Below are 23837 nucleotides of genomic sequence, written 5' to 3' on the forward strand. Positions count from 1 at the left end.
CTCTACATATAAGTTTCCCTATATGCTGACTAATTTAGCTACTAACTCATGACTAAAGTCACAAGTGTGCATAGCTATTTTTTAATCAAAATCAAATTCTCCACTTTTTATTTTTTCTCTTAGATTTTCTATTTCACTTTGAACATAGTTTAAGGAACTTATATCTGTTTCATTTTTAGTATTGACTTTATTATTAGTATTGATAATATAAAAAAATGCAAATAGTATAATTCCCATAATAGCCATAGCTACTAATACTTCAATTAAGGAAAACCCTTTTTCACTACTTTTTTTACCCATATTTTATCAACCTACTTATTTTTAAATAAATTCTCGTTACCCAATTCTCGACATAACATCAAATGTATAAGTCTTGTTATTTAAATCACTATTTTTCTGACTTTCTTGCACTGATTCATTATAATATATACTTATAGTATAAATAGATTTACCAGCTTGTTTTTCTATTTTAAATGGTGTTTTCTTCATTTCTTTATTGTTTTGAACTAGTGGTTGATTAGAGATTATTTCTTCCCTAAGTGCATTTTCAGCATCATTTGTATTTTCTTGAATTCTTGTTACAGAGTATACACCTGTATTATTTTTAGTTTCTATAGAAACTTCATATTTTATAGTTTTATCTGGAGTCTCTACACTATATTCATAATTACTTCCCAAACTAGTTTTAGTTATCTCCTTGCAGTTCTCCAAATCTCTATTTAGATACTTATTAATTAGATTAACATTCACTTGAGCATCTGTAATGATTTGTTGCTTTTTTACTGCTGATGTTATACCATTGAACACTTTATAAGAAATGCTTAAAACTATTGTCAGTATAAACACAGCTACTATTATTTCTAATAAGGTAAGACCCTTTTCATTATTTTTGTACAAACTCATCACCTATCTTTAAAGCCCATTTAACTTTATTTCACACTAGACTTAAATGGATTATATTTTCCTGGTTTCCATAAAGATGGATTATCTGTATCAAGTATCATTGTAGTATTATCTTTAGTGTACATTATAAATTTAAATGTAGCATCTACTACACCTTCTGCTTTTGGAGCTACGATTTCTTTCTTTGTTTCTTTTTCTGTTGCAGCTCTAAGTACACATGTATTACATAAATAACTAGTAGACCTATCTAAAAGTTTATCATTTTTTAGAATTTCTCCCTCTTTTATCAGTGGACAGTCATTGTATAAGTGCCACTTATCTTCGCCTTCTACCCAATATATTTTTGTATCTTTATTTATGTTCACATTTTTGATTAAATCCCTATTACTTGTCGTTTCCTCTTCTTCTTTTTCTGGCTCTATATATGAAGTCATTGTATAATCTAGTATCTGAGTAACATTTTTTTGTTCTTCTAAATAAGCCATTAATTTTTTGACATTTCTATAATCACCTCTAACACTTATTGTTGTTGATATACCATAAAAATGTTCATATTCTCTAACGCTTCCAACATCATAACTAGTTAAGTCAATATTATAAGCTTTCATTTTTTTATCTAAACCTATTAAAAAAAGTCCATCTTGCATATCATACAAAAGATTTTTGCTTTTTTCTCTTAATTTACTTTCAACTTCCTTAAGTTGTTTTTCATACTTTGGCATAAGTGCTGTTTTCTCTTTATATGTATTTAATTTCTCTGTAGCTTGTTTTACAGAATTTTTTGTAGCAACGTATTTCTGATATTGAGGATAAAGTCCAAAGTATCCATATGATAAAATAGCTAATAAAATTATGACCTTTATAAGAATTCCTTTTAGACTAACTTCCATTTTAAATATATCTTTTATGTCTTTTTTAAATATATCTTTATTCATTAGTTAATACACCTTCTTTCAGGTATAATGTAATACTAAATGTATAGTTAGAATCTTCTTCATTACTTTTTATGCTATGTAATTTAATATCTTCGAAATAATACAATCCCTTTAATTTATATAAAAATTGACCTATATAAGAAGAATCTTTAGCATTTCCTTCTATATTTATAACATTTGGTATTTTATCATATAATGGAGTTTTATCATCTTTATCTGTGTCGGTATTATTAGTCTCACTATTTCCAGTTAATGCTTCTGATACATTTGTAGTCTTACTTTCATTTAAATCATTATTTGTTTTATCTCCATTACTATCACTTTTCGTATTTGATTTTGTTTCATTATTACTTGATTTATCTGTTGTAGTTTTATTGCTATTTGAGTTATCAGTTTTATTAGTAGTATCAAGATTTTGATAAGTCGTCGATAAACTTGTTAGTTCAACTTTGCTTGGAGTATTTTTATCTATATCATCCAATAAATTTTCCCATTTTACCTTTTTTCCAATTAACATATCATATACCTTTATTTCTTCGCTTTTGCTTTGTATCATTTTTTCTATATTCCCAATCTGATAATATGCAGATTCAATATTTCTTATTTCACCATTAACATTTTCAAGTTCTTTATTAACTAAGCTATTTGAGAAAATTAAACATAAATAAGGAATAGCAAGTACTAAAATAACTATTGGCGCGATTTTCAATATATTTTTCATCTGTTTAGCTTTCATCTGTTTTCTAAGTATATCTATTGGTAAAAAGTTTATATTTTCAAAATCCCTTTTACCTTTAGGCTCTATCATACTTCCTAAAAGCTCTACAATTGAATTTATATCATCTTCATCTATATCTCCAGTTATCATATCAGATATATCCATTATCTCAGTAAGACCTTGAGAAATATAATTTGAAAATGCAGAACTAAAAGCTTCATAAATTAATTTATTTGAATATCTTTTTCCTAATATTAATATAGTATCTGTAACCTTACCAAAGTTTCTTGACGAATAGTAATTCATAAGACCTTTTGATTCTTCTACTACATTTAATAATTGCATATCCATGTCTTTAGCAGTTATCTTTATAGGTATATTATCACTGATAAATAAAGTATCTTTCTTGTATATATTTATAATTGTACTATTGTCACTTATATTGGTTACCATTATATCGTTATAATCTAAATTTTTAAGAATTCTTAAATAAGCTGTTGATAATGTATCTATCCTATCTAATATCAAATCAAATTCATGCATTATCTCTACAATTGCATTTACTTCTTCCTTTTGTATAGCTCCAATAATAAGATTTAAACTTGCCTCATCACCATCTGAATTATCATATGTTTCACTAGATACTTCATATGAAAACACATATTCATCTGATTCCAAAGCCATCATCTCATCCATCTCTAGCTTCATAAATCCATCTAAATCCTTTTTCTCCATCTTAGGAAGTTTTTGGGGTTTTAGAATTACATCTCTTGTATTTAAACAAAAAACTACATGTCTTGATTTTAATTTCACATTTTCTAATGCGTACCTCAATAGAGCATACTTTTCCTTAGAAAAATCTTGCACAATATCCTCTATTGAAAACACATTAAGATTTTTTACATAAAACTTATCTTTATCATGTTTATATCTGCCCTCAACTATGGAAATAGAATCGCCATAATATGATACATAAACCTTGTTCATTTGTCCTTTCCCTCCTACATAGCATCATATATACTAAGCATTGGCATAAATATTGATACAACCAGTACCGCAACTATAATACCAACTGCAATTATTAAAACAGGCTCTATCATTGATGCCATCCTATTTAAATAAATCTCGGATTCATACTCATAGAATTCGGCTATCTGTCTACTTATATTCTCTAATTCCCCTGTCTGCTCACCTATAGCTATCATCTGTACCAATACAGAATCAAAATATGTATATCTCTGTAAATTTTCTGCTAAGCCCTCACCTCTTGTTATTCCATCTTTAGCTGATGCTAAAATCTTTTCTGCCATAGTATTATTTACACTATCTATAATGTAATCAAGTCCCTGAATTAATGGGTACCCTGTTGATACAAATAGATACAAGGCTCTTGAAAATCGTGTAGCTACCATGCAGTTTATTCCTTTTCCTAAAACAGGTATCTTATTTATGACTCTATCTTTATGTGCTCTCCCAACTGGTGTTTTTAGATACTTCTTAAATTGGTAAATAGATAGTATAATAGCTAAAAGTACTATTATCCAAAACTTTTTCATAAACATACCAAACCACATAACAATTCTCGTTATAAGTGGAAGATTTGCACCTACTGTTGTAATTGAATTAATCATCTTAGGCACCATAAACGCTGTAAATATAAAAATCATTATAAATGAAGAAATCAAAACTATTAATGGGTATGTCGCTGCATTTCTAAGCTTTTGCTTAATTCTATGTTCACTTGAATAAAATGAAGCCATACTTTTTAGTACTTCATCTAATTTACCTGTAGCCTCACCTGTAGCTACCATAGCACCAAGTAACTTTGGAAACTTTGATTTTGGTGAAAGCATTGAATCTGCAATAGTAGAACCTACCTTTATTTCTGCCACTACACGATTAATTTCTTCTCTCAATGTAACATTGGTTGACCTTCTAGCTAATGTTTCTAATCCTGAAATACTATTTATACCAGAAGATACTATAATCGCAAATTGTCTACAAAAGTGGCTTATCTGGTCAGCTCCTAAGTCCTTTTTTCTCTTTCTACTAAATACACTTATGTTTTTACTCTTACTTTCTTTAATTTCAAGAACTCTAAGATTTCTTTTTCTAAGAAGACTTCTAGCTTCGTTAAAATCATTGGCTTCAATCACATCAGTTTGCTTTTTTCCATCCTCTTTTATTACTGTATACTTAAAACTTTTCATAATATCATCCTTTAATCAGTCATCAAAATTATTCTAATCATTTCTTCTACTGTTGTCTTTCCATTTAAAACCTTTTTAACTATATCCTCTTTTAAACTAACCATACCTTGTTTTCTAGCCATCTTTAAAATTTCTCTTTGATTTGCAGATGAATCTATTAACTCTTTTATTTCTGGAGTAATTTCAAGCATTTCAAATATACCTAGACGTCCCTTATATCCAGTATTATTGCATCTTTCACAACCTTCCCCTTTATAAATAGTTACTGATTCATTTACATCAATGCCAAGAGCCTTTTTTTCTCCAGTATCTGCTTCATATGAAACCTTACAATGCTCACATATTTTTCGTGTAAGTCTTTGAGATATTACCCCTAAAACAGATGAAGTTATCAAAAAACTTTCCACATCCATATCTAAAAGACGTGAAATTGCTCCAACTGCTGTATTTGCATGCAATGTACTTAAAACTAAATGTCCTGTAAGAGAAGCTCTAATTGCTATTTCTGCTGTTTCAGTATCTCTTATCTCTCCAACCATTATTATATCTGGGTCTTGACGCATAAAAGCTCTAAGTCCACTAGCGAAGGTAAGTCCTGCCTTTTCATTTATTTGAGATTGATTTACACCAGGTAATTCATACTCTATAGGGTCTTCTATTGTTAATAGGTTTCTATTCTCTGTATTTAATTGATTTAACATTGAATACAATGTAGTGGTCTTTCCACTTCCAGTAGGGCCAACAACCAATATAAGCCCATAAGGAGTGTTTATCAATTCGTCATACATCTTAGAGCCATGTTCGTCTATTCCTAGTACTTCTTTACTAACCATAAAATTACTCTTATCAAGAACCCTCATGGCTATCTTTTCATCCCTATTGGTTGGCATTGTAGAAACCCTAAAGTCTATAGGCTTATTATCTACTTTCAAATAGATTCTACCATCTTGTGGGATTCTTTTTTCAGATATATTTATATCTGACATTATTTTGATACGGCTTATTACTGCCTTATATGGTGCTGAGTTCATCCTCATATATTCCCTTAACATCCCATCTATTCTAAATCTAACACGCATATAATTTTCGCTTTGTTCTATATGTATATCACTTGCTTCCATTCTAACAGCATTTTCTAATATGTTATTTACTAATCTTACTATTGGAGCAGCATTTACATCTTCTTCAAGTATTACAGTTTCTCTTACTCCACCAGTTCTATTTTTGTTGTACTCAGTCATTGCTTTATTTATTTCTGAATGTGCATAAGCATGAGCTATTGCTTTGTTTATATCGTCTGCATTTGATATAAATATCTCTACGTCTTTACCTGACATACGTCTTACATCTTGAACTGCTTCTCTGTCTTGTGGGTCTGACATGGCTAGACATATTTTATTTCCATCAATTTTGAATGGAAATACAGTATATCTTTTGCATATATTTTCTGGAACCATTTTAGTAGCTAAGGTGTCTATTTCTGTTCCTTCTAAAAATATACTTTCTATATCTAAAAGTTCTTTTAATACACTTATTAATAAGTTACCATCTATAAGTCCTTCTTGTACTAGAATTTCTCCTAGTCTTTTCCCGCTGTTTTTTTGTTCTGATAATGCCCATTTAAGCTGGTCTTCTGTTATGTATCCTTTTTCGACTAGTTTATCTCCTATTCTAACTTTTTTAGCCACAGATTTCACTCCTTTACTATCTCAATTATATCATCATTTATGATTGGAGATTAAAGAAAATAGTATAAAAAAACAGGAAGATTTTCTTCCTGTTTTTTTAAGATGCTTTTTATTGAATCCATAATATTTTTTATAAAAATATAGACTTAATTATTTTTTGAATCCATCACAGTATTATCTATAAGAACTATATATAGAGCTTTGTTATCTACTTTTGTAGCACTTGTTAATGGACTTCCAAGATTATCAGCTGAAATACTTGTATATATTTTTTTATCGCCTATATCACTCAATAATTTTGCTGATTGTGCTTCTGTTAATGTAACTCCATCATCATTTGTACCTATCTGTAATACTAATTTATTACTAACTTTAATCAATTCATATTTTCCACCTATATCTGCTTTATCAGGAAGAGATTCCATATAATCATTTAAGCTAGTTAAACCAGTTTTATCTCCTGTTGTAACTGGTATCTTATTAGTATCTGAATAATAAGATAATGCTGCACTCTTAACTGAGCTATAATCAGACTCAACACTTGCTACCTTAGCCTTATTTATATTACTAAATAAAGCTGGAACTGCTACTACTGCTAATATACCTATAATTGCAATTACTACCAATAATTCCACTAAAGTGAAACCTTTTTTATTCTTTCTTAACTTCATTTTTATTCCCCCTCAATTTTTAATTAATATTTATTTATAATATATCTGGTTAAAAATCTAAGTAAAATTATTTACACGTACTAACCAGATTTATTTCTAGCATATAACCCTTTTTAAACAAAAAAAACTATGAAAATAGAAGTATCTATAAATAAATACAATTTCATAGCCGGTTGCACCACTAACTCAATATGCTCCAAGGTGCCCACATCACAGAACATACATCAACGTTTCTATTTTATTAAATTCAGAATAATATATAACTCATAATAGATATACATATCCACATATATTATATAATAGTTACCACATTTTAGCAACACATGTTATATTATTTATATATACCAAAAATTTACATATTCAAACATGATTTCTAAAAATAACTATACTCCACAAAAAGAAACATCTCCCTACAATCATCATATATCGTAAGGAGATATTTATAAATTATCATTTAGTTTTATCATTGTCATTTCCATCCTTTGCTAGTATTTATTTGAAAGCTAAAAGCTATTACAATATAGTATTTTATAAAATCATCAAATACTAAAAAAGAGTTGCTTAAAAGGTTTTTATCCTTTTAAACAACTCCTATAAATCTAATAAATTAGAATAATTTGCTTACTGATTCGTTAGAGAATATCATTCTTATAGCATCACCAAATAAAGGAGCTACAGTTTTTATCTTTATCTTATCTATTCTTTTCTCTTCAGGAAGTTGTATAGTATCAAGAACTATTAACTCACTTATCTCTGAATTAGCAATTCTTTCAATAGCTGGTCCTGATAATACACCATGAGTACAACAAGCATAAACATCCTTTGCTCCAAACTCTTTTAGTGCATTTGCAGCATTAACTATTGTTCCTGCTGTGTCTATCATATCGTCTAATAGTATAACATTTTTACCTTTAACATCACCTATTAAATTCATAACTTCACATACATTAGCTTTTGGTCTTCTCTTATCTATTATAGCTATTGGAACTTCTCCATTTAAAGTATTAGCAAATTTTCTTGATCTAGTAACACTTCCTAAGTCAGGAGATACTACTACTAAATCTTCTATTTTCTTTTCATTGAAATAATTTGCTAATATTGTTCCACCTAGTAAGTGGTCTAATGGTATATCAAAGTATCCTTGTATTTGAGCTGCATGTAAATCCATTGTTAATACTCTATCTGCTCCAGCAGCAGTTATTAAATTTGCAACTAATTTAGCAGTGATTGGATCTCTTGCCTTAGCCTTTCTGTCCTGTCTTGCGTATCCATAATAAGGAATAACTGCTGTTATTCTTCCTGCTGATGCTCTCTTTAACGCATCAATTAAGATTAATAACTCCATTAAGTTATCATTCACTGGACTATTAGTAGATTGCACTACAAACACATCACAGCCTCTTACTGTTTCATTCATGTTTACACATATTTCACCATCACTAAATGTACCTACTTCACAATCTAACACTGATACACCTATATAGTCAGCTATTTTCTGTGCTAACTCTTTCGATGAATTACCTGCAATAATTTTAATCTCGCTTCCGCTAGTATTCATTTATGTAACCCTCCTGAAAATTTTAAAATACTAATGAATATAATTTATAATAATTTCGAGCTAAATTTTTTAGCCAAAATAATAAACTATATAACTACTTACTTTGGTCATCTTTTTGATTCTTCTTTTCTACCCAGCCCTCTTTAATAACTTGTCTTTCTCTAGCTATTGCCAAAGCTCCATCTGGAACATCATGTGTTATTGTTGAACCTGTTGCTATATATCCTTTTTCTTCCACAACTACTGGAGCAACTAAATTAGAATTTGAACCTATAAATGCATTATCTTTTACTATTGATTTAAATTTATTTTTACCATCATAGTTTACAAAGACTACTCCACATCCAATATTTACATTTTTACCAACATGTGCATCCCCTATATAAGAAAGGTGAGATGCTTTTGAACCATCTTCTATAATAGCATTTTTTACTTCTACAAAATCACCTATTTTCACATTGTTTCCTAAGTTACTCTTTGGTCTTAGATATGCATATGGACCAACAGTAGTATTTTCTCCAACTTTACTATCAATTACAGTTGAATTTTTTACTTCTGTACCATCACCTATTTCTGAATTTGTTATAAATGAATTCATTCCAATTATACAGTCTGAACCTATCTTTGTTTTTCCTTGTAACATAACACCTGGATATATTATAGTATCATTACCTATCACAACGTCAGATTCTATATAGGTAGAGTTAGTGTCTATTATAGTCACTCCATTTACCATGTGAGATTCATTTATTCTTCTTCTCATAATCTCTTCAGCCTTTGATAATTCTACTCTTGAGTTAACACCCATAAGTTCTTCAATAGTTGAACCTGCAAATGCACCCACTTTTAATCCTTTATCTCTCATTATTTTAGCAGTATCAGTTAAATAATATTCGCCTTGTGCATTGTTATTATTTAGCAAATCTAAAGCTTCTCTAAGACTTTTTCCATTGAAACAATAAATTCCAGAGTTTATCTCACTTATCATTTTTTCTTCTGAATTTGCATCTTTTTGTTCTACTATTTTAAGGAGGTCGCCCTTCTTATCTCTTATTATTCTACCATAACCTGTTGGATTTCCAACTCTTGTTGTAAGAACTGTGGCATGATATTTATTTTCTATATGATATTCAAATAGTTTCTTTAGTGTCTCTTCCTTTATAAGTGGAGTATCTCCACAAAGTACAACAATTGTATCTTCATCATTAATATATTCTTTAGCCATCTTTACAGCATGTCCTGTTCCAAGTTGTTCTGTTTGCATGGCTATTATAGTTTCTTCTGCAAGTTTTTCTTTTACTACATCAGCTTCATGTCCCAAAATCACAACAGTATCTCTTACACCTGATTTTTTTGAAACATCTATAATATGGTTGACCATTTCTTTTCCGCATACTTTATGTATAACTTTTGGGTATTTAGACTTCATTCTTGTTCCTTTGCCAGCAGCAAGGATTATAGCTTTAAAGTTCATTGATACACTCCATTCAATCAAATTTAATTTTATTCGTATTATTCTCTCAATCAATATACATTATAATACATTTATTTAACAATTTGTATACAACATATACGTTATCACTAATAATATAGCACTTTTTTACTAAAAAGTACATATTTTAATAGAAATTCTACATTTAAAAAGAGCCTAAATGTTCGGGCTCTCTCCATTATATATATTTATTGTTATTCAGCAGCTACTTCCCATTGAACTAATGCTTCATGATATGCTTGTAAAACTGCATCTTCTAAAACTTGTCTCATTTCTGCATTTATTGGATGAGCTATATCCCTGAAATTACCTTCGCCTACTTTTCTGCTAGGCATTGCTATAAATAGGCCATTATGGCCTTCTATAACTTTTATATCATGTACTACAAACAAATTATCGAAAGTTATTGAAACTATACATTTCATCTTACCTTCTTCTGTTAATTTTCTTACTCTTACGTCAGTTATCTTCATACCAAAATATCCCCCTTTGATTTTGACAGAAATTAATTTATATTAAAATTATTATCGCTGGAATAAATTAATATAAACTGTTTTTTAAATAATTCTATGAGCAACTAGGGATATCCTCTTTTTATTTTTACATATTTTTCTAAATATTTTTTTATTAATCTTCATCTATCTCAAATTCAAATTCTGAATCTTCTTCTTCATCTAAATCTTCATTTCTATATTCATCTTTAAAAGTCTTTAAGTTTGGCTCTACTACTATTTTATCTCCATTAACATCCAACTGAATTAATGAAATATAATCTTTTACCATTTTTTCAGAAGGATTAGTTGTAGATATGAATACTCCAGTACCTATAACCTCTGCACCAAATTCATTCATAAGGTCTACCATTCCTTTTATAGTACCTCCACCCCTCATAAAGTCATCTATAATTATAACTTTGCTATCTGGTTTAAGAGCTTTTCTTGGTAAACTCATACTTTCAACCTTAGAGCTGTTTCCACTCACATATGTCATACTAAGGGTAGGACCTTCTGACACTTTTATATCTTTTCTTATTATAACTAGAGGTAAATTCATAGCTTTTGCAGTCATAAGTGCCATAGGTATACCTTTTGTTTCCATTGTCACAACATAATCTGCATCCACATACTCAATATTTGATGCAAATATCTTTCCTATCTTAGCAGCTATTGTAGGGTCATAAATTAAGTCAATCAAATATAAAAAACCACCAGATAATATTCTAGACTTGTCACATATTTTTTCACATAATTCCATTAAGAACTCTGCATTTTCTGCTATAGAAGTTTTAGGTATATATTTTACTCCTCCTGCTGCTCCTGAGATAGTTATAACTTTACCTAAATGTAGCTTTTCAAATACATTCTTCACAACTAATAAATCTTCACTTATTGTTGATTTTGCTGCATTAAATTGATTCGTAAAATAACTTAATGTATATATTTTATTTGGATTATCGGACAGTATTTTGACTATTGCTCCAATTCTCTCTGTTCTTTTAAATTTCATTACTATTTCCTCCTACAAGTACCTTTATATAACGTTAAACTAACTAATGCATAACAATCCTTATTGTGGTATAATATTGCTTATGTTTTATTATATTCAAAAATAAAATACATATAATATTATATGCATATTAATTATAAAATATTGAACATTATATTATTATACCACAGAAATAGTTCATATTGTAGGACTTAATTAAAAAGAAAGGTGGTTTTATTATGAATATACACTTTATAGGAATTGGCGGCATCAGTATGAGTGCATTAGCTGAAATATGTATCAATAAAGGTTATCAAGTTTCAGGTTCGGATTCAAACGAATCATACCTATTAGACAAACTTAGGGACCAAGGGGCAACTATCTATATCGGTCAGAAAAAAGAGAATATATCAGATAATGTAAATATGGTTGTTTATACAGCAGCAGTTCACCCAGATAACGAAGAACTTATAGCTGCTAAAGAAAAAAATAAATTAGTAATGAACAGGGCAACTTTTTTAGGCCAAATCATGAGAGAATATAAAAATTCTATAGCAGTTTCTGGAACACATGGAAAAACTTCTACAACCTCTATGTTGTCTACAATCTTTGAATATGCAGACTTAGACCCAACTATACTAGTTGGTGGTAACTTAAGTATGATAGGTGGTAATGTTAAGATAGGTAATTCTGACCACTTTATAACTGAAGCATGTGAATATGTAGATAGTTTTCTTAATTTTAATCCAAAAATATCTATAGTTTTAAATGTTGAGGAAGACCATCTTGATTATTTCTCTGGAATAGATGAAATCAAGGCTTCTTTTAATAAATTTGGTAAGCTATTACCCCCAGAAGGTTATTTTATAATAAATGGCGATGATGAAAATGTTGATGACATATTGTATGATGTTAAAGCTACTATTATAAAATATGGTAGGGATTCTGATAATGATGCTATAATAAAAGATATTCACTTCGACAATAGCGGTCATGGAATATTTAAAATAGAATATCAAGGAAAAGATTTAGGAGAATTTGAACTTTCTGTATATGGTCTTCATAACATATACAATGCTTCTTCTGCTATAATGGCAGCTCTTGTTTCTGGTATTGATTTAGAGACTATAAGAAAAAATATAAAAATCTATAAAGGTGTAGGAAGAAGATTTGAAGCTAAAGGACATTATAATAATGCTTTAGTAATAGATGATTATGCGCATCATCCAACTGAGCTAAAAGCTACTTTGGCTGCTGCTAAAAAATTAAAAAAATCTACTTTATGGTGCGTCTTCCAACCACATACTTACACTAGAACAAAATCTCTTTTGGGTGAATTCTCAGAAGCATTCTATGCAGCTGATAAAGTTATCATAACAGATATATATGCTGCTAGAGAAAATGACCCAGGAGATATACATTCTAAAGACTTGGTTGAAAAGTTATATCAAAACAACGTAGATGCTATCTATATAAAAGAATTTGAAGATATAGTAAAATATTTACGTGAAAATGTTAATGACAATGATTTGGTAATAACTGCTGGTGCTGGTCCAATTTATAAAGTTGCAGACTTGTTAGTTGAAAAATAATATAAAATAATTTAGAGGCTGTCTCAAAATAGAGATAAGCCTCTTTTTCATCGTTAAAATGATGAAAATACATTTGATTTCATACAAAAAAGAGTGCCTCATAAACTAAAAAATTCATTTTGAGACACCCCCTTCTTAAAATCTTATTTCTTTCCAATTTCAAATATCTCATTTTTAAGGTAATCAAACAAACTTGTATGAACCTCATAGTAAGATACATTTTTCTTAGAAGTAACTTTTACATAATCTTTTCCCATTGTATCAACTTTTACAGCAAAATTATCACCTTTTATGTTTATAGTAAAGTTATAGTCACTTCTTTCCTTACTTTTCTCAGGTTGAACTTTTCCTACAACCCTTTTTGAAATCATCTTATGTGCTAAATCATCAAACTTCCATCTATGAACTTTTTTAGTTTCTTTTCCATAAGTTATAGTTACCCCTTTCCAATCTTTATAGTGACTTAAAAGGTCAAACGAAGTATATATACTCTCATCTAAAAGTTTCTTAAAAACATTCTTAGAATCAACTGGAACTTTATAATATTCTTCTTTATTTACAGTATACACTCTAAAGAAGTTAAGGTCGGTAGAAAATTTAACTCCATCATCAGAATATCCTTCATAAACTGCTTCATAAGAAGAAGTAGTATTTCTTACTTTCTTAAAATCTGAGAAAAATAACTTTATTTCATCCCACATATCTTCTTCAATTTTTATGTTTTCTATATTTTTGTCTGATATATAAACCTTCTTCTTCTCTTTTATTTGAGTCATTAAAGACCTATTATCTTCTTCTTCTTTTTCTACCTTCTTCGGAACCTCACTTTTATCCTTTTCCATATTTATTCCTATTCTAAAGGATATAAAGTATATTATAAAGAAAACAACTACTCCTATTAATATTGCAGCTTTTTTCTTTAGCTTTCTTTTCTTACTCATTTAACCACCCCTAGAGTTTATAATCATAAAACAATTATATAACTTTTTACACTTTTTTTTAAGGTTTAATTAATTATTACACTTATTTCCTTGGCAATTAGTACATGGTTCAACGTGAACTGTTATACCTTTTACAAATTCCATGTGTTTTATTATATGTTTTTCAAGCTTGGTAGCAATGTCATGCCCTTGCTTAACTGTCAAATTTTCATCTACACATATAGTTAAATCCACATATGCCGTAGCTCCATGTTTTCTAGTCTTTATATCACCTAGATTCTTAACACCTTCTGTATCTGCTACAATAAATTTTAATTCTTTTATCTCCTCTTCATCAACTGAAACGTCCATTAATTCATTAACAGAACTTATAAGTATATTAATTCCTACCTTAGCCACAAATATAGCCACTACAACTGATGCGATTGGGTCTAAAGGCTTAAATCCTAGAATAGAACCACCTATACCTATGAAAGCAGCTACTGAAGATAAAGCATCTGACCTATGGTGCCAAGCATCAGCTTTTAGTGCTGGAGAATTTATCTTTTTAGCAACTTTTATTGTTATTCTATATTGATACTCTTTTATCAAAATTGAAATAACTGATACAACTAATGGTAATATTGATGGAACACTTAATGCATCTAAGTTAAATAAAGATTTAATTGCTTCTATACCTATTGTTATAGAGACGAAGATAAGTAATATTGATAGTACGAATGATACCAATGTCTCTGCTTTCTCATGACCATAATTATGTTCTCTATCTCCAGGTCTAGAAGATACATAGTTACCTATCAATACCCCTACAGAACTTATAATATCTGATGCTGAATGTAATCCATCTGCAATCATAGCACTAGAACTACCAATAACACCAGCTATCACTTTAATTATTGTTAATACGATATTCCAAAGTATTGATTGTATTGTTATTTTATTTGCTTCTTCATATCTTGTTTCCATTTTTATTCCTCCTTTTGAACAACTCTAAATATTATTAAAAATATACATCTGAACATAAATTAAATCCACTCTTATATGCAAATGTATACTCTTTACTTTCAATAGAGATTATCAATCTTCTATAAAATGAAAAATCACCTAGCTTAAGCTAGGCGATATATATTATACACTATTATTTAAATTTATGCTTCTTTTATTATCTCCACTACCATTTTGGCAGAATCATATAAGTCTTTTATAGCTATATGTTCACTTAATGTATGAGCATTTTTCATACCTATTCCTAAAGTTATAGCTTCTATACCATTCTTACTTAATATATTTGTATCACTACCTCCTCCTGTGGATTCAGTATGATCTTCTATACCTAAGTTTGAAAAAGCTTTTTTTGCAAGTTTTATTATTTCAGAGTCTTCACTAACATCTATTGGTGTATATGCTCTATTGACATCTATCTCAATTTGAGCTCCAAAATCCTTTGCAGCTTTCTCAAAAGTCTCTACCATGTGTTTAGTTTGAACATCTAATTTATTTTCTTTTAAACTTCTAGCTTCTGCAACTATATTAACTTCACCTGTTACTATATTTGTAGCTGTTCCACCGTTTATAATTCCTATGTTAGCAGTTGTTTCTTCATCTATTCTAAGTAAATTCATATTTTCTATAGCTCTGGCTGCTACCATTATAGCACTTATACCAGCTTCAGGCTCAAGACCTGCATGAGCAGTCTTTCCTAGTATCTTAACATTTATTACATCTTGTGCAGGAGCTTTTACTATTATTTCTCCTGGAGAACCACCACTATCTAATACAAATGCATACTCAGAATCTATTTTTTCATAGTCTAAATTTTTAGCTCCAACTAATCCGCATTCTTCACATATAGAGAATACAACTTGTATATCAGTATGTTCTATGTTATTTTCCTTTATATATCTTAAGCCTTCTAATATAGCTGCTATACCTGCTTTATCATCAGAACCTAATATTGTAGTACCATCACTTTTTATTATTCCATTTGCTTCATCCACTATAGGTTTTACTCCTATACCTGGAGTTACTGTGTCCATATGTGAACTAAATAATATTTTCTTTCCTTTTTTATTTCCTTTTAGTGTAGCTATTATATTACCAGTTTCTCCATTTGTTTTTTCACCTGCATTGTCTACTAGTACTGAACAACCTATTTCTTCTAGTTTTTTAACCAATACTTTAGCAACATTTCCCTCTTTTAAAGATAAACTATCTATCTGTATTAATTCAAGGAACTCATTTAAAATTCTTTGCTCGTTTATCATAATTTTCCTCCATAATATAATAGGTATTTCAACATATATTGTAGTGTAATATTTAAATATTATCAATAGTTTTTAAAGTTTTGTATTACTTTCATTAACTTTTTTTAGCAAAATGAAAGTTAAAGCTAAATTCTTGTATTTTTATTATTTTTATCTAACTATATTTCTTTGTCTAGAATCTATAAAACATAACCAATACCCTAAACTATTTGTTCTATTATCACAAGCTTGGTATCTTAAAAAGCCTGTACTTCCGTTGTCTGGCTGTTCATTTCTATTTCCTGGAATAGCATAAATATAATGTTTTCTCTTATTATATTCATCATACTGAACTCCAAATAAGTAATGTCTATATTTATATGAATTCAATACTGCATCACTATACATCGTATAATTCAACACATTTAAATAGCCTAAATGAGGCATTGTATATCCACACAATGTTGTAGGATTTATCTCTATTTTCCACCATCTTGTCTTATCTATATAATCAGTTACAAAAGGTTTTACTTCTCTAAATAGTTTCAAACCTTTCTTTATTTGTCTTGGCATAAGTAATGTGCTAGCCTGTTTATTTCCACTATCTCCTTGACTTGCTCCATTGACTCTTTTTATTTTCTCAATATGATTTTGCTCTTTTTGAGTTTTCTTTGATTTAGTAGTTTTTAAAGAGACAAACCTATCTTCTTCCCTGCTTACTTCAAAAGTTTCCTCATCTTCCTCATCTTCTTCGTCATATTCTATGTCTCTATATTCTTCCTGTACTTTGACTTTATTATAGTTTTCTATTTCTTTATAATTATTGAATTCTTCAATTTCTTCATCACTAGAATCTTCTATATCCGTTCTTGCTTTTAACTCTGCCTCTTCAACTTCTTCTTCATCTTCCCAATAATCTTCATACTCATCTTCATCATATTCTTCTATAATATACTCTTCATCTTCATCACTATCTTCTTCTCTATATTCTTCTTCATCTGTCTTTTCATATTCTTCGTCTTCTTCATTTTCATATTCTTCCTCTTCTACCAACTCTTCATACTCTTCTTCATCTGAATCTTGGAATAATATGTCCTCATAGTTTTCAATCTTATTTCCTTTAAACCCAATCAAAGGTATATTTCTTTCATACAATAATGCAATACCTTTTATCTCATCATCATAATCTTCTAAATCTAAAACAAATTCACCTCTTCCTTGTTCATTTAAAATTATATTTCCTAAGTCTATTAATCCATGGTCACCTTTTATTGCCACTGTTTTATACCCATCTTTAACATATTTTAGATTTTCTACATATAATGCAATAATTGCTTTTTCATCGTTTACTTCAACTTTTGCAAAAGCTTTTGGCAGTACTCGTTCTTTGTATCTAAAGTTTATGTCTTTAGCTTCTAGTATTATATAGTCTCTTTTAAACTTTCTTTTAGAACCCACTGCAATCCCCCCTTAACACAGTTTCTCTAAACAATATATGTTAATAAAATAAAAAAAAGTACCTTCTATTTAGAAGATACTTTTGTATTTATTATATTTGAAAGAACTGAAAACTCTTCTATACTAAGAGTTTCACCCCTTCTTTTTTCGTCTATGCTAGCTTCTTTCAATATTTCTCTTATTTCATCTTTATTAAGAAAACCAAGACCTCCCAATGAATTAAGAAGAGTTTTTCTTCTTTGTCCAAAAGATGCTTTTACTGTTTTAAAAAATATTTCTTCATTATGAACATCATATTTTCTTTCAGCTCTTACGTGTAGACCTATAACTGTTGAATCTACATTTGGTTGTGGTATAAACATATGTCTTGGAGCCTTTGCTACAATCTCTGTTTCACAATAGTATTGAACAGCTATAGATAATGCTCCATAGTCTTTAGTCCCTGGAATAGCATTCATTCTATCTGCAACTTCTTTTTGAACCATAACCACTATATCTGTTACAGGTATGTCTCCCTCTAAAAATTTCATAACGATTGGAGTAGTTATATAATATGGAAGATTTGCTACAAGCTTAATTGGTCCACCATTTAATTTATCTTTTATTAGCTCTTGTATGTCTACTTTTAGTATATCTTGATTTACAACCTCTGTATTATCTAAATCTGACAAAGTGTCTTTCAATATAGGGATTAGATTCCTATCGATTTCTATAGCCACTACTTTTTCTGCTACTTTCCCCATCTCACGAGTAAGTGTGCCTATACCTGGCCCTACTTCTATTATATTATCTCCTTCTTTAATCCTAGCTCCAACTAATATTTTGTCGATTATATTACTATCTATCAAGAAATTTTGACCTAAAGACTTTGAAAATTTAAAATTATATTTTTGTACTACTTCCTTTGTTGCACTATGTGAAGATAGTCTATCCATTCTTTACTCCTTTTTAACTTATTTTGAGATTTAATTTTATTAATTATACTTATTTGTATGTATTTACATGTATTTAAAATAAAGTATCTATCAGAAATAATTTATCTTAAATTAACCTGTAATTCCACATTTATTTTATATATATTTTTTTCATATATTAAATACTACATTTAGATTTGTTGTAATGCATCTATAAATTCTTCTCTTTCAACTCCATAATTATTCAATCTATTTAAAAATTGTTTTGCATTTCCATATCCAATTCCAAGTATTTTACCAAGTGCATCTCTTCTAAATGATGCTTCTTCATTGCCTATAAGACCATTTCTAATTAAATCAACTTGTTTAAATTCTTCTCTTTTTTCTGTATTTTCAGTTCTAACTTTATTCAAAGCAGATATTATACTTTGAGGAGTAGCATTTTCAATACCTATATCTCCATCCTTTCTAGCTTCTTCTCTTGGCAGAAATGCATGTTTACATCCTGGAACTTCTGATGCTATTTTTTTTCTTATTTTTTCACCTGCAAAATCTGGGTCTGTAAATATTATAACACCACGTCTTTCATTAGCAGCTTTTATACGCTCCATTACACCTTTTGGAAAACCAAATCCACCTGTAGTTATAAGTTCTGCATCTATTGCTCTCTTAACTGCTGTAACATCATCTCTTCCCTCTACTACTATTATTTCTTTTATCATATAAATTCACCTTTTATTCATTTTTAGTTTTTCTGTACATCTCTTTATTTTAAGGTTTTTGTTTGATTTAATCAAGGGACTAAGTCATTTATTTTTATGCAATAGTATGTCTTTTAAAAAAGTTTATTTCTATATATATGAATATATTAAAAGAACCTAGATATAAAATCTATATTCTAGGCTCTTTCTTATCATAATTTTATTGTTATACTTAACTCTCTTTTTCTGTCTTCCCATCATATTTTGATATCCATTTATTTAGTATAGCTTCTCTATTTCTTGCTGATGATTTTAAATCATTGTTTATCATTTGTTCTAATGGCTTTTTAGGGAATCCTTCTGGTATTGAATTTCCTGTATCAATTGTAGTAACTGCAAAATTCTTAGAATACTCATTCATTGCATCTTTACTTATTGCCCAATCTAAAAATACTTTTGAAGCTTCTTTTATATTATCTTTTTTCACAAGAGCATTTGATTCTAACTCCCATCCAGAACCTTCTTTTGGAAACACAACTTCTACTGGATAACCTTCATCTTTTAACTTTATACCTCTATTTCCAAAAGATATTCCTATAGGATATTCTCCTGAAGCTGCTGATATGGCTGGAGCTGAACCAGACTGAGTATATACACCAATATTTTTATGTAATTTATCCATGTACTGCCATGCTTTTTCTTCACCCATAATCTGTATAAGAGCTGATACTGTTAAATATCCTGTTCCTGCAGAGGCTGGATTAGGCATAGATATAAGACCTTTATATTCTGTCTTTATTAAATCTTCATAAGAACTAGGGATTGATATGTTTTTTGCCTTTAATTCTTTAGTGTTTACTGTTATACCTGTCATCCAAGCATCTATCCCAACCCAAGAAGGAACTTCCTTATCATCTTTAAACGCAGGATTTATCTTATCAAAGTCTTTTGGAGCATATGGCTCTAACATTCCTTGGTCATCTAAAATTATCAAACTTGTAGCTGCAACCCCCCATAACAAATCTGCTTTAGGATTATCTTTTTCTGCCAATAGTCTTGCTGTCATGTCTCCTACTGATAATCTAAGAATATTCAATTTAATATCTGGATATTTCTCTTTGAATGTAGTTAAATATGTATCTATACTATCTTCTTCAATTGCTGTATAGACTGTTAACTCTCCTTTTGTCTTACTATCAGATTTTGAATCTGAACCTGAGGAATCATTACTACATCCTGTTATTACACCTAATAAAAATGCTGATAACACTCCTAAAAAAACTATTTTCTTAAATTTCATTTTTACCTCCTCTAAACAACATCTTTTTGTTGCCATTTTTGCGTGTTATTTTTTAATTTCTTTGTTATAAGTTCGTATAAAAATCTCACTATTATATTTGTTAAAAGTACTAATACTGCCATAGCAGCTGATGGCCCTATATATCCTATCTCATCTAGCTTTAGTATTGATATTGATGCAGTTTGAGTTTGAGGTACATATAAAAATATTAACGCTGAAACAGTAACCATTGAATTTATAAAATAATATACAGCTACTTCAAGTATTGATGTTATAGACATTGGAACCGTTACATTAAAAAACACCTTATAAAATGGAATATTTATAGATTTTGCAACTAGTTCATATTCTCTATCCAACATTTTTAGAGATGAGTTTGAAGTTATAAAGCAAACTGAATAAAAATGGACTATATTTACTATAACCATTATTGTTGTACTTCCATATAAAAAATTTAATGGATTACTTGCTGAATTAAAAAAAGTTATATACGATATACCTAAAGCCAAACCAGGTAAGGCCATTGGTATCATTGATAAAAAGTAAGCTATTTGTCTCAGTCTAGGAAACTTATCTACTTTTTCTATCATATATGCACTAAAAAATACAAATATAGTACCAAATATTGCTGTTAACGTTGATATTTTTAAACTACTTAAATATGTTTTTATTCCATTTCCTGATATACCTTTAAATGTATAATGTTCCATTGTAAAATTTAAATTATATGGCCATAGTTTTATAATTGAACCTATGACTGAAACAAATATCAAAATAAAAATTAATAAAATTATAGAACTACATGCTATTAAAAATACTCTATCTCTGAACTTATTTTCCTTAATCTTATATGGTATAGATTTTGAAGTTATAGTTATACCCTGTTTTTTACTTGCCATCTTATCTATCGTAAAAGCTATAAATACAGGAATCAACATTACCATAGAAACAGTAGCTCCCATTGGTATGTTAAATTGACCTACCACTTGTTTATATATGTCAGTAGCCAATACATTGTAGTTTCCTCCAACTATCTTTGCTACTCCAAAATCTGTAAATGCAAGTATAAAAGATACAAAGAACGAGCTAACTAGTGAATACTTTATTCCTGGAATTGTGATTTTACAAAACTTTTTAAATTCACTAGATCCTAAGCTATCTGCTGCTTCATACAGTCTATAATCAGCCATCGAAAGTGCTACAGATAATATTAAAAAGGCTTGTGGAAATGTAAATAGTATCTGACAAATAATTATTCCTAATGGACCATATAGTGGTACTTCTATCCCTATAATTGTAAATATTCCTTTATTTCCAAAAAGATATATAAGTGAAATACCATATAGCATAGCTGGTGCGAAAAGTGGAAATATGCCCATAGTTTTAAAAAAGTTTTTAAACCTTATATTCGTTCTTGTTATTGCATATGAATATATAAATGCTAAACATAGTGATATTAAAGATGAAATTGTAGATATAAAAATTGAATTTTTAAATGATGCTATAAGATTTGGATTTTCAATATATTTACTAAAGTTTGAAATTCCTATAAAATTTCCATTTGTATCTAGAAATGCATTTTTTAATAATGATATTAATGGAAATAATATGAATAATATTAGTAAAATTACTGAAAAAACTAAGAAATATTTTTGTATCATACTATCACTTATTCTTCTTTTATTTTTTACTGTTATCATTTATTCACCCCTAGCTATTAAGCACATCCTTCTGATTTATATTCTACAATTCCTTCTTTAGGTATCTTGAAGTTTATTTTAGAACCTATACATAGTTTCATTTGTTCTGCAACTTTGGAAACTACATCTAATTTCATTTGTTTAGAACAATACTCAACTGTAATTCTATAGTTAAATCCTCTAAATTCAATATCTAAAACCTCCCCAACTTTTATATCTTTATCTTTAGAATCTCTATTAAATTCTACCTTTATATCTTCTGGTCTAATTGCTATCTTATTAATACCATCATCTATAAAATTTATTGTTCCTATAAAATCAGCTACAAAAGGTGTTTCTGGGCTTTTATACACTTCCTTTGGAGTTCCAACCTGTATTATCTCTCCACTATTCATAACAACCATTTTATCAGCTAAACAAAGCGCCTCTTCTTGGTCATGTGTTACCATTATAGTTGTAATACCTAGCTTTCTATGTAAACTTCTAATCTGTTCCCTAAGTTTCAACCTTACTTTTGCATCTAATGCAGATAAAGGTTCATCAAGAAGTAAAAAGTCTGGCTCTAAAGCAATTGCACGAGCAAGTGCAACCCTTTGTTGTTGCCCACCTGACAATTGTGACGGATATTTTTTATCATATCCACTTAATTCTACGACTTCTAAAACCTCTCTAACTTTCTTGCCTATATCAGATTTACTTATATTTTTATTTTCTAGTCCAAAAGCTATATTTTTGTAAACATTCATATTGGGAAATAATGCATATGACTGGAAAACTATACCAAAATTTCTACTTTCAGGTGGTGAATTAGTCATATCCTTATCATTTATTATTATTTTTCCATCATGTCTATCCTCAAGCCCTGCAATTATTCTAAGCAATGTACTTTTCCCACAACCACTTGGACCTAGTAAACAAATGAATTCTCCTTTTTCAATATCAATAGATATGTCTTTTAACACCTTAACTTGTCCATAACTTTTACTTACATTTTTTACTTGTAAAAACGACATTTATAATACCCCCTCCTAAAGCTAAACTTAAATAAGTCTTTTCTATTTAAGTACTCTTGCTTCCAATCTCAAGTTAAACAATCTACTTTTTATTTTCATTTTTATTTCTTTTTTTATTATATATGCCACAACTACTCAAATTAAAATTTATATATCTTTTTTAATAATCGCCCAATAATTTATTTACTTTAGTTTAATAATTATTTAATATCCCATTTATTTTATGTATAACAGCTATATTTTAATAATGAAATTAAAATATACTATTTTAAACTGTAATATATCTTGTACTGCACCCCAATTGTTGGACCAAAA

21 protein-coding genes and 1 riboswitch are annotated in these 23837 nt (G+C 28.9%); of the genes, 1 reads left to right on the forward strand and 20 read right to left on the reverse strand.

Annotated features, from left to right (window positions below; translation table 11 throughout):
- Positions 1 to 81: 81 nt before the first annotated feature.
- The 11 genes from KGF39_RS11720 to purR all read right to left on the reverse strand — a co-directional run bounded on the left by KGF39_RS11720 (position 82) and on the right by purR (position 11681).
- Complete coding sequence (locus tag KGF39_RS11720) at positions 82 to 300, reverse strand: type II secretion system protein (protein WP_227822443.1); 219 nt, start codon at positions 298 to 300, stop codon at positions 82 to 84.
- Positions 301 to 336: 36 nt separating this feature from the next.
- The gene (locus KGF39_RS11725; RefSeq protein ID WP_227822444.1) at positions 337 to 903 is read right to left on the reverse strand and encodes a prepilin-type N-terminal cleavage/methylation domain-containing protein; all 567 of its coding nucleotides are present in this window, start codon (positions 901 to 903) and stop codon (positions 337 to 339) included.
- Between the two features lie 26 nt (positions 904 to 929).
- Entirely contained in the window at positions 930 to 1838 is a 909-nt protein-coding gene (locus tag KGF39_RS11730; RefSeq protein ID WP_227822445.1) for a type 4a pilus biogenesis protein PilO, read from the reverse strand.
- On the reverse strand, positions 1831 to 3543 hold the full coding sequence (locus KGF39_RS11735; RefSeq protein WP_227822446.1) for a PilN domain-containing protein: 1713 nt from the start codon (positions 3541 to 3543) through the stop codon (positions 1831 to 1833). Before KGF39_RS11735 ends, KGF39_RS11730 begins: the two co-directional genes overlap by 8 nt.
- Before the next feature lie 14 nt (positions 3544 to 3557).
- Entirely contained in the window at positions 3558 to 4766 is a 1209-nt protein-coding gene (locus KGF39_RS11740; RefSeq protein ID WP_227822447.1) for a type II secretion system F family protein, read from the reverse strand.
- A gap of 11 nt (positions 4767 to 4777) precedes the next feature.
- A complete protein-coding gene (locus KGF39_RS11745; protein ID WP_227822448.1) occupies positions 4778 to 6454 on the reverse strand; it encodes a GspE/PulE family protein in 1677 nt (558 codons plus the stop codon).
- A 146-nt stretch (positions 6455 to 6600) separates the two neighbouring features.
- Positions 6601 to 7125 carry a prepilin-type N-terminal cleavage/methylation domain-containing protein gene (locus KGF39_RS11750; protein WP_227822449.1) on the reverse strand — a complete coding sequence of 175 codons (525 nt, stop codon included), beginning with the start codon at positions 7123 to 7125 and terminating at the stop codon, positions 6601 to 6603.
- Positions 7126 to 7283: 158 nt separating this feature from the next.
- Positions 7284 to 7369, reverse strand: a riboswitch (cyclic di-GMP riboswitch).
- 363 nt (positions 7370 to 7732) lie between these two features.
- Positions 7733 to 8683, reverse strand: coding sequence for a ribose-phosphate diphosphokinase (locus tag KGF39_RS11755; protein WP_003421448.1), 951 nt, complete (start codon positions 8681 to 8683; stop codon positions 7733 to 7735).
- 94 nt (positions 8684 to 8777) lie between these two features.
- Positions 8778 to 10157, reverse strand: a complete 1380-nt coding sequence (gene glmU, locus KGF39_RS11760) for a bifunctional UDP-N-acetylglucosamine diphosphorylase/glucosamine-1-phosphate N-acetyltransferase GlmU (RefSeq protein ID WP_227822450.1) — start codon at positions 10155 to 10157, stop codon at positions 8778 to 8780.
- Between the two features lie 212 nt (positions 10158 to 10369).
- On the reverse strand, positions 10370 to 10648 hold the full coding sequence (spoVG, locus tag KGF39_RS11765; protein WP_003421453.1) for a septation regulator SpoVG: 279 nt from the start codon (positions 10646 to 10648) through the stop codon (positions 10370 to 10372).
- Between the two features lie 154 nt (positions 10649 to 10802).
- Positions 10803 to 11681 (reverse strand): pur operon repressor, encoded by an 879-nt coding sequence (gene purR / locus KGF39_RS11770; RefSeq protein ID WP_054275364.1) that lies wholly within the window; start codon positions 11679 to 11681, stop codon positions 10803 to 10805.
- Positions 11682 to 11899: 218 nt separating this feature from the next.
- Here purR and murC point away from each other — a divergent pair, with 218 nt between their 5' ends.
- Positions 11900 to 13252 carry a UDP-N-acetylmuramate--L-alanine ligase gene (murC, locus tag KGF39_RS11775; protein ID WP_107596204.1) on the forward strand — a complete coding sequence of 451 codons (1353 nt, stop codon included), beginning with the start codon at positions 11900 to 11902 and terminating at the stop codon, positions 13250 to 13252.
- 143 nt (positions 13253 to 13395) lie between these two features.
- On the opposite strand, the gene KGF39_RS11780 is transcribed toward murC, so the two are convergent.
- The 9 genes from KGF39_RS11780 to KGF39_RS11820 all read right to left on the reverse strand — a co-directional run bounded on the left by KGF39_RS11780 (position 13396) and on the right by KGF39_RS11820 (position 23522).
- Positions 13396 to 14193 carry a hypothetical protein gene (locus tag KGF39_RS11780; protein WP_227822451.1) on the reverse strand — a complete coding sequence of 266 codons (798 nt, stop codon included), beginning with the start codon at positions 14191 to 14193 and terminating at the stop codon, positions 13396 to 13398.
- A gap of 69 nt (positions 14194 to 14262) precedes the next feature.
- Complete coding sequence (locus KGF39_RS11785) at positions 14263 to 15159, reverse strand: cation diffusion facilitator family transporter (RefSeq protein ID WP_054275367.1); 897 nt, start codon at positions 15157 to 15159, stop codon at positions 14263 to 14265.
- A gap of 182 nt (positions 15160 to 15341) precedes the next feature.
- On the reverse strand, positions 15342 to 16457 hold the full coding sequence (locus KGF39_RS11790; protein WP_227822452.1) for a M20/M25/M40 family metallo-hydrolase: 1116 nt from the start codon (positions 16455 to 16457) through the stop codon (positions 15342 to 15344).
- A gap of 150 nt (positions 16458 to 16607) precedes the next feature.
- The gene (locus KGF39_RS11795; protein WP_227822453.1) at positions 16608 to 17894 is read right to left on the reverse strand and encodes a hypothetical protein; all 1287 of its coding nucleotides are present in this window, start codon (positions 17892 to 17894) and stop codon (positions 16608 to 16610) included.
- 65 nt (positions 17895 to 17959) lie between these two features.
- Positions 17960 to 18829, reverse strand: coding sequence for a 16S rRNA (adenine(1518)-N(6)/adenine(1519)-N(6))-dimethyltransferase RsmA (rsmA, locus tag KGF39_RS11800; RefSeq protein WP_227822454.1), 870 nt, complete (start codon positions 18827 to 18829; stop codon positions 17960 to 17962).
- A gap of 170 nt (positions 18830 to 18999) precedes the next feature.
- Positions 19000 to 19530 carry a ribonuclease M5 gene (rnmV, locus tag KGF39_RS11805; protein WP_227822455.1) on the reverse strand — a complete coding sequence of 177 codons (531 nt, stop codon included), beginning with the start codon at positions 19528 to 19530 and terminating at the stop codon, positions 19000 to 19002.
- Between the two features lie 211 nt (positions 19531 to 19741).
- Positions 19742 to 20809 carry a putative 2-aminoethylphosphonate ABC transporter substrate-binding protein gene (locus KGF39_RS11810; protein WP_227822456.1) on the reverse strand — a complete coding sequence of 356 codons (1068 nt, stop codon included), beginning with the start codon at positions 20807 to 20809 and terminating at the stop codon, positions 19742 to 19744.
- An 11-nt stretch (positions 20810 to 20820) separates the two neighbouring features.
- Entirely contained in the window at positions 20821 to 22509 is a 1689-nt protein-coding gene (locus KGF39_RS11815; RefSeq protein WP_227822457.1) for a putative 2-aminoethylphosphonate ABC transporter permease subunit, read from the reverse strand.
- 17 nt (positions 22510 to 22526) lie between these two features.
- Complete coding sequence (locus tag KGF39_RS11820; RefSeq protein ID WP_227822458.1) at positions 22527 to 23522, reverse strand: ATP-binding cassette domain-containing protein; 996 nt, start codon at positions 23520 to 23522, stop codon at positions 22527 to 22529.
- Positions 23523 to 23837: the final 315 nt, after the last annotated feature.

It is taken from the genome of Clostridioides sp. ZZV14-6345 (assembly GCF_020657775.1).
Lineage (GTDB): Bacteria > Bacillota > Clostridia > Peptostreptococcales > Peptostreptococcaceae > Clostridioides > Clostridioides difficile_D.